Origin of the sequence: Pleomorphochaeta sp. DL1XJH-081 (assembly GCF_049310885.1) — a bacterium.
GTDB lineage: Bacteria > Spirochaetota > Spirochaetia > Sphaerochaetales > Sphaerochaetaceae > CAYZJV01.
Genome location: NZ_JBMDYO010000006.1, coordinates 114,940 through 127,863, shown reverse-complemented (window position 1 = coordinate 127,863; position 12,924 = coordinate 114,940). Strand labels below are relative to the sequence as shown.

9 protein-coding genes are annotated in these 12,924 nt (G+C 48.3%); 5 read left to right on the top strand and 4 right to left on the bottom strand.

What is annotated here, in order from left to right:
- Positions 1-7: 7 nt before the first annotated feature.
- The 5 genes from ACODJP_RS10880 (at position 8) to ade (ending at position 8,370) form a co-directional block, all read left to right on the top strand.
- A complete protein-coding gene (locus ACODJP_RS10880; protein ID WP_422481401.1) occupies positions 8-1,396 on the top strand; it encodes an 8-oxoguanine deaminase in 1,389 nt (462 codons plus the stop codon).
- Positions 1,393-2,238, top strand: a complete 846-nt coding sequence (locus ACODJP_RS10875; protein ID WP_422481399.1) for an FAD binding domain-containing protein — start codon at positions 1,393-1,395, stop codon at positions 2,236-2,238. The genes ACODJP_RS10880 and ACODJP_RS10875 overlap by 4 nt, the downstream gene beginning before the upstream one ends.
- The gene (locus ACODJP_RS10870; RefSeq protein WP_422481397.1) at positions 2,235-5,114 is read left to right on the top strand and encodes a molybdopterin-dependent oxidoreductase Mo/Fe-S-binding subunit; all 2,880 of its coding nucleotides are present in this window, start codon (positions 2,235-2,237) and stop codon (positions 5,112-5,114) included. The genes ACODJP_RS10875 and ACODJP_RS10870 overlap by 4 nt, the downstream gene beginning before the upstream one ends.
- A gap of 177 nt (positions 5,115-5,291) precedes the next feature.
- On the top strand, positions 5,292-6,491 hold the full coding sequence (gene ygeW, locus ACODJP_RS10865; RefSeq protein ID WP_422481395.1) for a knotted carbamoyltransferase YgeW: 1,200 nt from the start codon (positions 5,292-5,294) through the stop codon (positions 6,489-6,491).
- Positions 6,492-6,645: 154 nt separating this feature from the next.
- Positions 6,646-8,370 carry an adenine deaminase gene (ade, locus tag ACODJP_RS10860; RefSeq protein ID WP_422481393.1) on the top strand — a complete coding sequence of 575 codons (1,725 nt, stop codon included), beginning with the start codon at positions 6,646-6,648 and terminating at the stop codon, positions 8,368-8,370.
- 68 nt (positions 8,371-8,438) lie between these two features.
- Here ade and ACODJP_RS10855 read toward each other — a convergent pair whose 3' ends face one another.
- The 4 genes from ACODJP_RS10855 to ACODJP_RS10840 all read right to left on the bottom strand — a co-directional run bounded on the left by ACODJP_RS10855 (position 8,439) and on the right by ACODJP_RS10840 (position 12,865).
- Positions 8,439-9,722 carry an NCS2 family permease gene (locus tag ACODJP_RS10855; RefSeq protein ID WP_422481391.1) on the bottom strand — a complete coding sequence of 428 codons (1,284 nt, stop codon included), beginning with the start codon at positions 9,720-9,722 and terminating at the stop codon, positions 8,439-8,441.
- Positions 9,723-9,939: 217 nt separating this feature from the next.
- Entirely contained in the window at positions 9,940-10,716 is a 777-nt protein-coding gene (locus ACODJP_RS10850; RefSeq protein ID WP_422481389.1) for an ABC transporter ATP-binding protein, read from the bottom strand.
- The gene (locus ACODJP_RS10845; RefSeq protein WP_422481387.1) at positions 10,713-11,750 is read right to left on the bottom strand and encodes a FecCD family ABC transporter permease; all 1,038 of its coding nucleotides are present in this window, start codon (positions 11,748-11,750) and stop codon (positions 10,713-10,715) included. Before ACODJP_RS10845 ends, ACODJP_RS10850 begins: the two co-directional genes overlap by 4 nt.
- Entirely contained in the window at positions 11,750-12,865 is a 1,116-nt protein-coding gene (locus ACODJP_RS10840; protein WP_422481385.1) for an ABC transporter substrate-binding protein, read from the bottom strand. Before ACODJP_RS10840 ends, ACODJP_RS10845 begins: the two co-directional genes overlap by 1 nt.
- Positions 12,866-12,924 lie beyond the last annotated feature (59 nt).

Here is a 12,924-nt window from a genome sequence, read left to right as displayed (position 1 = left end):
AGGATTCATGCACGACCAGATTGTGTTGAAACAGATATTTTGCCTTATGACCGACCCTGCCAAACCAACTCTTTCAGGAGCCGATATGCTCATCTCGGGCGGCATAGTCGAAAAGATAGCGCCTCAGGGAGGATTGGACATTCCACAAGGCGCTAGGGTGATCGATTGTTCCAAGCATGTGGTTATTCCCGGATTAGTAAATACCCACCATCATTTCTATCAGACACTCACCAGGAATCACCCGGCTGTTCAGGACGCCGAACTATTCGATTGGTTACGTTTTTTGTACAACGTCTGGAAACATATCGATGCCGACGGTGTCTACTACTCATCTCTGCTGGCGATGGGAGAACTATTGAAAACCGGATGTACCACTACGACAGATCACCACTACCTCTATCCACGTGGGTTCGAGGGTGATCTCATGGGTATCCAGTTTGAAGCAGCCGATACACTCGGTATGCGATTCAGTCCTACCAGAGGATCCATGTCCTTAAGCCAGAAGGATGGAGGTTTGCCCCCCGATTCCGTTGTGCAGACAGCTGACGAGATTCTTGCCGATAGTGAGCGGGTGATTACCCGATACCATGACAGTTCTCCAATGGCTATGCATAAAATTGTATTGGCACCGTGTAGTCCATTCAGTGTAACCAAGGAACTGATGCGAGATAGTGCACGACTGGCTAGAGCCCATGGGGTAAGATTACATACCCACTTGGCAGAGACTAGAGATGAGAATGACTTCTGCATAGAAATGTACGGTAAGCGCCCTGTAGCTCTTATGCAAGAGTGTGAATTGATCGGTCCCGATGTCTTCTACGCCCACGGTATCCATTTTAACGATGACGAGTTGCGTATATTAGCCGAGACCGGAGCCCACATAGCCCATTGTCCCTCCTCTAACATGCGGTTGGGAAGCGGTATCTGTAGGGTCCAGGAGATGCTGGGAATGGGAATAAATGTAGGGATTGCGGTCGATGGATCAGCCTCGAACGACTCTTCCGATATGCTTGGAGAGGTAAGAAATGCTCTCTTGCTACAGCGAGTGGAGAAAGGAGCGGCTGCATTAACTGCGAGGCAGGCTTTCGCCATGGCAAGCGAGAATGGTGCGAATATGTTGAATTTTTCCAATGTCGGTAAACTGGAAGAGGGTTGGGCAGCCGATGCCGCGATCTTCAATGTACATACATTACCTTATGCAGGCTCACTTTCTGATCCAGTTGCAGCATTGTTGTTTTGTGGCGATGATCACACTACCGATTACACCATAGTCCATGGGAAGGTAGTTGTGGATAACCGTCGCTTAGTCGGTATCGATGAAGAGGAGTTGGTGGTAAAGGCCAACGGAATAAGTAAGCGCATGCTCGCAAAGGCCGAGCGCAAGGAGGAGGCATGATTACTGAATTCATTCAAGCCAAATCGCCCAAAGAGGCATTGGAAGCAATACAAAAGGCTGGTGAGGGAACGGTATTCCTTGCAGGCGGAACAGAACTTAATAGGCTAGGCTCATCAATTACCTGTAGTCGAGTTGTTTCTTTGAAGAAATTAGGTCTCGATCGTATCGAAGAGTCCAACGGTGTCGTCTCGATTGGTTCCATGGTGACATTCCAACAGGCTTTGGAGAGCGACGTCGTTCCCGCTTATTTCAAGGAGGCTCTCCGATTCTGTGCATCGCGCACACGCCGAAATATGGCCACCATTGGCGGTAATGTAACCCTCAGTAGGGATGATTCCTATCTCTTGCCGACTTTAATTGCGGCGAAAGCACGATTGGTTCTTGGGGATATTACCCATGAAGGTAAATATAATGAAGAGGATGTGCCAATTCGTGAATACCACGCATTCCGTGAGCATTTTACAGGAAGTCTTATACTTAAAATCGTTTTGAACAAAGTCAACCGATTCGTTGCATCTGACAGATTCTCAAGAACCGCACAGAGCCCCGCCGCCGTAACCGTCTCTTTTGGTGCTGACCTTTCTAGTGGAGCACCACACGATGTACGAATTTGTGCAGCAGTAAAGGGAAGTGGGATAACGCGTCTCATACAAGTTGAAGAGGGAGTTTCCAATGGACAGTTCGAGACTCCGGAAGATGCCGCAACTCAAGCGGGCAACGATATCGCATTTGTCGATGATATTACTGGATCCGCAACCTATAAGCGTTATCTGCTTGGGACCGCGGTTTCTGAACTATACCGGGTATGCCTCGGAAAGAAGAGCAAAGGAGGTGCCCAATGATCGTACGATGCACTATAGATGGTAGGCCAGTCTCAACACAAGTGGCTCCAGGGGAGACTTTGAGAAGCATGTTAGTGAGCCTTGGCCATTTCGCAGTACGTGATAGTGACGACAGGGAAGGCTTCGCAGGGAGCGATACAGTTCTCGTCGATGACGTTCCCGTCTATGCTAATCTCCTTCTCGCCGCAGAGATGGAGGGTGTCGAGATCCGCACGTCTGATTCATTGGCGCATGGAGCTCAGTTGTCTATCGTACAGGAGGCTATGATCGATGCAGGAATCGTGCAATCAGCCTACAACGCGCCGGCAGCCGCCCTCTTATTAACCTGGTTGCTTGAACACAATCCAAAACCAAGTCGTGAAGAGGTTAAGGACGTCCTTAGTGGTATTTTTGTACGAGATACGGGATACGAACACTATTTCCTAGCGGTGAAATTAGCAAGCGAGAGGATGGAGAAAGGTTCCTATGAGAGCAAGATTGCTCCTGAGTTCCGCGATAATCTCTCGTATGTCGGTAAAGTGAAACCAAAAATCGATGGTCGCCAGCTTGTGGCGGGATGGAAGTCCTTTGTTGAGGATAGAGTGGAACCGGGAGCCTGTACCATGGTAATGCTCCGCAGTCCCTACGCTCATGCTTTCATCACCAAGATTGATACCTCTGAGGCTGAAGCAATGCCCGGTGTTGTATCGATCATAACTGCTGATAACTGTCCCGATGTATTCTATATGTCGGCAGGACAGGGTAATCCCGAACCTTCACCCTACGACAGGAGACTGTTCAACTGGAAAGTCCGTCATGTGGGTGACCGTGTAGCTGCCATCGTTGCCGAGACCGAGGAACAGGCTATAGCCGCGCGTTCCAAGATCAAGGTGGAGTATGAGGTGTTGAAGCCGATTTTCACCGTTGAAGAAGCTATGGCTCCTGATGCTCCTATAGTCCAAAATGGTGCTGCCGAGTACCTCAGTGGAGCCCCCGATAATCTCGATGAATACAATAAAGGTGTCGATCCAAGGGAGGGGAAGGTAATCTATCCATTCCCTCTGCATGCCGACAACCGGCACAACGTGGCTGCTGCTGCCCATGGAGCGATCGGTAATGTGGACAAGGGGTTCGAAGAGTCCGATGTGGTGATTGAAAGGACCTACCAGAGTTCACAAATCCAGTGTACTCCATTGGAACCCCATATCGTATACTCCAAGATCGACAATGATCGGCTGGTAATACATGCATCGACACAGGTGCCGTTCCACCTTCGCAGGATTGTAGCGAAAGTCTGTGGAATCGACGAGAATAAGATCCATGTAGTAAAAGAGAAGGTCGGTGGAGGCTATGGCTCAAAGCAGGATATCCTTGTCGAAGATGTTGCCGGTTATGCGACATGGTTGACCCGACGTCCTATACTCTATCGTAATACACGAGAAGAGGAGTTCATCGCCAATAGTACCCGACATCCCATGCGGGTAACGGTAAAAATGGGCGCAAAGAAAGATGGCACATTAAGTGCCGTATACATGGATGTCCGTGCGAATACTGGACCATACGGAAACCATTGTCTCACTGTTCCCATGAATGCGTGTTCCAAGACACTGCCCTTACTCAGCTGTCCGAATATGAAGTTCGATGTCACAACCTATTACACGAATATTCCTCCCACAGGGGCATACCAGGGATACGGAGCTCCGAAAGGCTCCTATGCCTTGATGACTGCAATGTCAGAGATGGCTGATGCCCTTGGTATCGATGCGCTTGAGTTCGCCCGAAAGAATCATGTTGAACGAGGTTTCATGTTGGAGATCCTTAAGAGTCTTGGAGAAGGTCGAGAGGGGACAGTAGTTCCAGTCGGTAGCTGTGGACTCCGTAAATCCCTTGACCAGGGAGCCGAGATGATCGGCTGGGGTAGGGAAGAGACCTCAGCGGATCCCGATTGGAAGATCGGGAAGGGTTTTGCCATGATCCAACAGGGTTCGGGATTGCCCGGACTGGATCACTCGACTTGCGATGTAGTGATGAATACCGATGGTACGTTCATGGTGCATAGTGGTGGAAGCGACTTGGGTACAGGTCTGGATACCATTAGTGTCAAATGTGTCAGCGAAGTCTTGTGTGTGCCAATGGACAAGGTCTCCATTCTCTCAGGTGATACCGACAATACGATGTTTGATACCGGTGCATATGCTTCCAGTGGAACCTATTTCTCCGGTAACGCGACTCTCAAGGCTGCACAGGATTTGAAAAAGAAGGTATTGGCGGAGGCGGCTTTGCAAATGGATGAGGACGTTTCGAATCTCGAGCTGCAGGCTCCCGGTAAAATCGTATCCAAGAAGAGTGGAAAACATCTCTCTTATGCTACCCTTAGCCATGATGCGCTGACCGGAGTTGGTAGAGGACAGTTGGTAGGTTACGGTTCATTTGTGACCAACAATGCTGCCATTCCCTATGGAGCCCATTTTGCCCAGGTCGCTGTGAATGTGAAGACCGGACAAGTGAAGGTTCAGAAATTCTATGCTCTTCAGGATGCAGGAACACCAATCAATCCTGAATTAGCCCTTTGTCAAATGTATGGAGCTGCGTTCAAATCGATCGGACATTCATTATATGAGGACATGGTGCTCGATAGCGAAGGTGTCTGCAAAGCAGCCAATTTCACTACCTATGGTGTTCCCATGACCAGCGAACTGCCAGAGGAATTTAAAGCAGTGTTGATTGATGAGGATGATGAATTCGGACCGTATGGAGCAAAATCGATAAGCGAGATCGCTACCAACGGAGCAGCTCCAGCAATCGCGAATGCTATTTACGATGCAGTCGGTGTATGGATCCGTTCCTGGCCATTTACTCCGGAAAAGATTCTTCGAGAACTGGGTAAGATTTCATAACCAGACATACATTTACTACATTTCATTGGACGCCGGGGCTCTCTTTAGAAGGGAGTCCCGTTCTATAAGTAATTTGCAACAAACTGCAACAAAATATCTGGACAGCTCGTTTAGGCCATGGTATACTTGCCAACAATTGGATTGATATTCCCGACATACAGCCATACGGAGGTTTTTATGAAAGACACAGCCACGATCAAGAAAATGATTGAGGAGCTTAAGGGGTTGAAAACCCAGAACATGTACCTCAACGATTTCTTCCACACCTGGAAAGAGAGCGATGATGAGGTCGCCGCTACTTTCGCAGTCGCCGAGATCCTTCGCGCCATGCGCGAGCAGAACATCTCAAGCAAGGTGTTCGACAGCGGATTGGGTATCTCTATCTTCAGAGACAACTCTACCCGAACCCGGTTCAGTTTCGCCAGTGCCTGTAATATGCTTGGCTTGGAAGTCCAAGATCTTGATGAGAAGACAAGCCAGATTGCTCATGGAGAAACCGTACGCGAGACTGCAAACATGGTCTCCTTCATGGCTGATGTCATTGGAATCCGTGATGACATGTATATTGGTAAAGGCCACACCTACATGAAAGAGGTGGCAGATGCAGTCCAGGAGGGTTATGAAGACGGCGTACTTGAACAGCGCCCGACTCTGGTAAACCTCCAGTGCGATATCGACCACCCGACCCAGTCGATGGCTGATATGCTCCATGTTATAAATCACTTCGGTGGTGTAGAGAACCTCAAAGGAAAGAAGGTTGCCATGACTTGGGCATACAGCCCCTCGTATGGAAAGCCACTCTCTGTTCCCCAGGGAATCATCGGCTTGTTCACGAGATTCGGAATGGATGTCGTGCTTGCTCATCCCGAAGGCTACAATGTAATGAGTGAAGTTGAAGAAATCGCACAAGAGAATGCAAAGAAGAGCGGCGGTAGCTACAAGCGAGTGAACAGTATGGAAGAGGCTTTCCAAGATGCCGATATCGTGTATCCCAAGAGTTGGGCACCGTTTGCAGTCATGGAAGAGAGAACCCAGTTGGTCGGAGAAGGCAAATTCGACGAATTGAAGGATCTTGAGAAGCGCTGTCTCGTTAATAATGCTAATTTCAAGGATTGGGAATGTACTGAAGAGCTCATGGCAAAGACAAAAGATGGCAAGGCTCTGTATATGCACTGTCTCCCAGCCGATATCACTGGTGTCAGCTGCAAAGAGGGTGAAGTAGAGGCGTCGGTATTCGATCGTTATCGGGTTCCTCTCTATAAAGAGGCTTCATTCAAACCCTATATCATCGCAGCTATGATTTTCCTGGCAAAGTTTAATAACCCTGCAGCAAAGCTGGCAGAGCTGGTAGATGCTGAGACTAATCGGATCAAATAATATGTAATAATTCCATAAAAGGATGTATCGGTAAGCCCGGCAACAACATGCCGGGCTTCATACTATCTGGGCAAGTGTTGACTGTTGCCTTTTGTTGCAATTGGCTTGTCCACCCGTTAGGTGCATGGTATCTTGGTAGAAGGGGGATTTTTCTATGGATATTGGTGAGAGCAAGAAGTTGATTGATGTTTCTGCTGGAAGAGAATTGGCCGATCTGGTCATTACCGGTGCAAAGATCGTCGATGTCTATAATGCGAAAATCATAGAAGGGGATGTCGCCGTTGTAGCTGGTCGCATAGCTGGGATCGGTTCATACAAAGGAAAAGAGCGTTATGATGCCAAGGGCTCCTATCTCTTACCTGGTTTGATCGATGGTCATGTACATATCGAATCCTCCATGGTCGATCCCGTATCGTTTTCCCGACTGGTACTCCCCCATGGCACTACCACAGTGATCGCCGATCCACACGAAATTTGCAATGTATGTGGCTTAGATGGCTTGGATTACATGCTTCAAGCCTCCGAAGATGTCCCGTTGGATGTTTTTATGATGATTCCTTCGTGTGTTCCATCCACCCCTTTTGAACATGCTGGAGCAGTCTTGGATGCACGGGCTTTATCGAAAAGAATTGATCACCCTAGAGTACTAGGACTTGGCGAAATGATGGATATGGTTGGAACCGTTGCGGGAGAGTCGAGGGTACTTGAAAAGTTGGCAGTGGCTCAGAGGGCAGGAAAACTGGTCGATGGTCATGCTCCCGATGTCTTTGGTATGGATTTGAATGCCTATGCAGCAGCACATATCCATACTGATCATGAGTGTGCCACTGTTCAGGAGTTACAGGATCGGATCTCGCGTGGCATGTACGTCTTGCTTAGAGAGGGCTCGGCTTGCCATGATCTGCGCAACCTGTTACCAGGAGTCACTCGTGAAAATGAGCACATGTGCCTATTTTGTACTGACGATCGCCAACCAAAGAGCATTCTTTCTGAGGGTCATATAGATAACCATCTCAGGATTGCCGTACAAGAGAGACTTGATCCCTTTATCGCTATCAGAATGGCGACTTTGAATGCAGCGCAGTGTTTTCGCCTCTACGACAGAGGCGCAATCGCTCCGGGCAAGATAGCCCATATGATATTGGTGGACAATCTTACCGATTTTTCTGTCCAGCAAGTATTTTGCAATGGCCAGATTCTAAAACTTGACGAAAGTGTAGAGACAGAGGTGGAGATCGATCCTCTAGTCGCAGGTCGGGTAGACATTGGATCATTCAATGCATCTTCCCTTTCCATGAAGCTCTCTTCGCCGCAGGTGCGCCTTATTGGAATTCTAGAAGGATCTGTTGTGACCGAATCTGCTACCGGTGTGGTGGATATCGATGAACACGGCTATTATAGGAATAGAGTCGGACAGGATATTGTCAAACTTGCTGTCGTAGAACGTCACAAGGGTACTCATAACGTTGGTCTGGCACTTATTAGAGGCTACGGAATAACCGATGGAGCGGTCGCGACTACCATTGCCCATGATTCCCATAACATCATAGTGGCAGGCGACAACGATGCCGATATGGCTTTGGCTGTGAAGACGGTGGCTGGAATCGGAGGTGGAATCGTTATGGTATCAAAAGGTGAAGTAATCGATACCTTACCCTTGCCGATTGCTGGACTGATGACTAATAAGGGTGGGCGGTTTGTCGATGCGAAATTCGACAAGATGCATGCATTGGCAAAAGAGAGGCTAAAGATACATGATGGTATTGACCCTTTCATGACGCTGAGTTTTATGGCTTTGCCCGTGATACCACACCTGAAAGTTACCGATATGGGACTATTCGATGTAGATAAATTCTCTTTCGTGGACATCGAAGTATAATTGGACAACACTTGGACCAAAAAAAAGACCGCTCCGAACAGGAGCGGCTTTTTGTGTTACAGAGAACGTTAGCCCAACAGAAGTTTGAGCAAGAGGAGAACTGCGATAATCACCATGGTAGGACTGATTTCCTTAGCCTTCTTGGTGAAAAGCTTCAGAAGAATCCAGCTGAGTGCACCGTACATGATACCATTGGCGATTGAGTACGATGTGACCATCAAGAGGATGGTGAGGAATGCTGGGATAGCCTCGGTAGCTTCCTCGAAATCGATATCCTTGACCGGCGATATCATGAACAGACCGACAAGAATCAATGTCGGGGCAGTCGCTGCGCCAGGAATAGAGATGAACAATGGGGAGAGGAAGAGCGATACAAGGAAAAGAACTGCAACGGTAAGGCTGGTAAGTCCAGTCTTTCCACCCTCTGAAACTCCTGCTGAACTCTCAACATACGTAGTTACAGTAGATGTACCTAACATTGCTCCGACGGTGGTTCCGATAGCATCTGCAAACAGAGCTTCCTTACACTTGGGAATGGTTCCGTCTTTCTCAAGGATTTCGGCCTTGGTTGCACAGCCGATGAGTGTTCCGACTGTGTCGAACATATCGACAAAGAGGAATGTGAACACGATAACAATCATATCGATGCTGAAAATGTCAGCAAAGGAGAATGCAAGGAATGTTGGTGCCAGTGAAGGAGGAAGGAAGCTTCCACCTGCCCAGGAGGTAACTCCGAAAGGAATACCGACGATCGTTGTGGCAACGATACCGAGCAACAAGGCTCCACGAACTTTAAAAGCGACAAGAACGCTAGTTACTACCAAACCGATCATCGCTACGAGTGCTGCACCATGGGTGATATCACCAAGTTCTACCAAGGTTGCTCCATCGACAATGATTCCGGCATTCTGCAAACCGATGAAGGCTATGAATAGACCGATACCGACACTGATAGCTTTCTTCATATTGACCGGAATACTATTTACGATAGCTTCGCGAATATTGAAAGCGGTCAATAGGATGAAGATAATACCTTCAATGAATACAGCTGTCAGAGCCTGCTGCCAGGAGTAGCCCATGGTAAGTACTACCGTGTATGCGAAGAACGCATTAAGACCCATTCCCGGTGCGAGAGCGAAGGGAAGGTTCGCCAAGAACGCCATAACCAATGTCGCTATAGCTGCCGATAGTGCGGTAGCGGTAAATACCGCGCCGAAATCCATGCCTGCATCCGCCAACATTAATGGGTTGACGATTAGGATATAAGCCATCGTGAGAAACGTGGTTACACCTGCAAGCACCTCGGTGCGCACGTTCGTCTTGTGCGCTGAGAGCTTAAATAATTTTTCCATCTGATCACTCCTTTACAGTGGATACTTCATTGTATCCATTCTACAGCCAGAAGAGTAAATTGTACAGAAAAAAATGCGTTTTCGCTTGGTTCCACACAAGAATTTTGCTTGATTTCCCAACGAAACGAGGGTAGCGGAACAATCACTATTGGTCCATTACCGAGAGAGTGCAGGAAACGAAAGCTTGCTTGCATACCATTCATTCCAAAATCGTAAATTAGTGGATCCTTGTTACCACAAGATTACCTGAGTGAAGGAATGTTTCCATGGGAGTTCCATACAATTTCGAGAGTGTGGAGGAGGAAAGTCCGTCCTCCACCCGACCGCTAAATAGGAGCGAACTTTTAGCAATCATTGCTATCTGATGGGCGCACTCAGCTGCTACCGATGGATCGTGTGTTGTGAAAAAGAGGGTAATGCCCTGCTGCGAGAGATGGCGGAGAATTTTCACCACTTTAGCTGTATTTCCCGGATCCAGACTACTAGTCGGCTCATCTAACAGCAGGACCTTTGGTTGTTGCGCAAGAGCTCTCGCCAAGAGCAACAGTTGATGCTCTCCTCCGCTGAGCGTGGTGATGCTACGGTGGGCGATAGATTCGATTCCCACTTGTCGGATCGAATCATAGGCAATCCTAATGTCGCCCTTGGTGGGGGAAGCTAATTCATGCAGGTATGGTGATCTGCCGAACAGTACATACTCCAAGACGGTGAAAGAGAATCGGGACCCCTCCTCTTGCGGAACGAGACTGACAGTTTGTCCCAGTTTTCTCTTTGTATAGGATTCGAGCTGTTGGCCAAAAAGGGTAATGCTTCCCGTCTCCGGTTTTCGCCATCTCAGCAAGAGGTCCATCAGGGTAGACTTGCCTGCACCGTTGGGACCGAGGAGAACGGTTGTCTTCCCTTCTAGTATCTCGAGAGAGAGGTCGAGTACCGCTGGCTTATCCCGACCTGGATAGGTATAGGTCACATGATCGAGGACAAAAGCATGACTCATAGTCGGACCTCCGTCTGCTTTCTGGACAGGATCACCACGAAAAGTATCGCACCGATGAGACTTGTAAGTACTCCTAAGGGAATTTCGCTCGAAAGCAAAGTCCTGCCTATCGTATCGCATGAGAGGAGAAAAAGGGCTCCCATCACCATCGATCCAGGCAGTGCGAAGCGGGCATCGCTACCTAGAAGACGGCGGGCGATATGAGGAACAATAAGACCGACCCAACCGACCAGTCCAGCAACCGAAATGATAGCGGTAGTAGCCACGGTTGCTACGAATAGCATGAGCGATTTCTCTCTGGAAACCGCTATTCCTATCGTATGAGCAGTCCTCTCATCCAATGAGAGTAGGTTGATCCTCCAGCGTAGAGCTACAAGTATGAGAAGAGCTATCCACATCACCGGCATGACACTCCAAGCACTTTTCCATGTGCTGTTCCACAATCCACCCATCATCCAGAACGTGATATCCTGTAGGCTAGTGGTAGGATCAGCCACCAATTTTATAATCGATAGACCAGCAGAGTATACAGCACCTATAGCAATACCGGATAAGATCAGACGGAGTATCCACCCTCCGAATCTAAACTGTTTTGCTAACCAATAGGATGCTACGAGAGCCAGCAGACCAAAGATCGTTGCGCTGACCTGTACCAGGAGGGCAGAGAAACCGAATCCAGCTATCGCAAGTGCGGCACCGAAAGCAGCGCCCTGGCTTACCCCGAGAAACCCCGGTTCTACTAGAGGGTTGGCGAAAAGCATTTGGAATACGAATCCAGCTGCAGCCAGTGAAGCTCCACCGGTAATTGCTAATAGGATACGGGGTAACCGTACATTGTATACCACTTGAGCAAAGACTGCGTCATCTAATAAAGCGAAAGGGTTGGAGAATCCCGCCTTAGGATAACGACCTGCTAACAGAGCTATCATCGTGACAAGGACCAACATTATGACCGATAATCCCAACCTTCTCCTGTAAGTCCGAATTACCAGAGCATATCGGGGGCTAGCTTCGACAACTGGACGACTCTCCATTATTCAAGACCTACTGATTGGCGGTATTTTTCAACCAAGGTATCGAGGACTTGTTTCGATTCGATTCCGTAAAATTCGGTATAGAAAGATCGGATTTCGTCTTCCATTGAAAAAGCGGGGAAGAGCTGAGGATGCAATTGTGCCGACAACCATTGGAGTGCGAGTATCCAACGACTGTCGGATTGGAAGTAATTTAAGACATCTGCGGGGGCCGCAATCAGGTTGTCTTCTTTTACAGACTGGAGCTGTTGCCACTGTCCGCTTTCCTCGATCATCTGGATGAAAGGCTGTGCTGGAGCTTTGTAACTGATAAGGATTATCTGCTGTGGTGCCCAAGATGCGATCTGTTCGAATGAGACCTTCCTCCACGAATTTTCAGCAAGCTCGACATTGGTCCACACAGGGATTCCTCCCGCTCGACTAGTTAGTGTACTCTGTATCCAATCTTTTGGTGATACGCTGAAGGCGGTAACACCATCACTCGAGGCAACTTGCATCATGAGAACAGAAGGCTTGTCCGATTCTTCCAGTGTAGAAATCTTGGAATCTACCATGGTCTCTCTCTTTTCGAAACCGGCTATCACCCGTTGGGGTGTCTGTTCATCGCCAAGTAGTTTGCCCAGTTCGACTATTTCAGATTTCCAAGCCGTTGGAGTCTCGAGATCCATGACGAATACGGGAATTCCAAAAGGTTCCAAAAGCGTTACGATTGAGTCGTAATTACTTGATTTCGTCAGAACCAAATCGGGCTCATAGGCTAAGATCTCCTCTGCTCCCACCTGCTGACCGAGACGGTTTGATTGACTGAACTCTGGCCTGATCAGATTGAAGAAATCTCCAAGACCTTGGTCAGTCTTGGCTAGAACAATCTCCATTTCCGCCACTGATGGAAAAAGAAAGAGTGCATCGGCTGGCATTACTGCTGCCCGACCTGCCACAAGGATCCGTTCGATTGGCCCCGATACGGTAACCTCTCTTCCCAAAGCATCAACCGCAGTCTTGGATATGTCCTGAATAGGAGTTTGAGCCCTGCTTCCCTGAGCTGAAACCGGCAGTATGATACAGAGTAACGATACCAAAACTATGATTGTGATTCTTCTACGTGATGTTTTCATGATTCTTCCTTTGCTCAATGGTATTATTCACGAGACCATAGTACCATTATGTTTATATA

What these genes read in the sequence shown, in the direction of transcription:
- ACODJP_RS10855 (WP_422481391.1), bottom strand. Translation starts at nt 9,722, where the DNA reads ATGGAAAAATTATTTAAGCTCTCAGCGCACAAGACGAACGTGCGCACC.
- ACODJP_RS10845 (WP_422481387.1), bottom strand. Translation starts at nt 11,750, where the DNA reads ATGGAGAGTCGTCCAGTTGTCGAAGCTAGCCCCCGATATGCTCTGGTA.
- ACODJP_RS10850 (WP_422481389.1), bottom strand. Translation starts at nt 10,716, where the DNA reads ATGAGTCATGCTTTTGTCCTCGATCATGTGACCTATACCTATCCAGGT.
- ACODJP_RS10880 (WP_422481401.1), top strand. Translation starts at nt 8, where the DNA reads ATGCACGACCAGATTGTGTTGAAACAGATATTTTGCCTTATGACCGAC.
- ACODJP_RS10875 (WP_422481399.1), top strand. Translation starts at nt 1,393, where the DNA reads ATGATTACTGAATTCATTCAAGCCAAATCGCCCAAAGAGGCATTGGAA.
- ACODJP_RS10840 (WP_422481385.1), bottom strand. Translation starts at nt 12,865, where the DNA reads ATGAAAACATCACGTAGAAGAATCACAATCATAGTTTTGGTATCGTTA.
- ade (WP_422481393.1), top strand. Translation starts at nt 6,646, where the DNA reads ATGGATATTGGTGAGAGCAAGAAGTTGATTGATGTTTCTGCTGGAAGA.
- ygeW (WP_422481395.1), top strand. Translation starts at nt 5,292, where the DNA reads ATGAAAGACACAGCCACGATCAAGAAAATGATTGAGGAGCTTAAGGGG.
- ACODJP_RS10870 (WP_422481397.1), top strand. Translation starts at nt 2,235, where the DNA reads ATGATCGTACGATGCACTATAGATGGTAGGCCAGTCTCAACACAAGTG.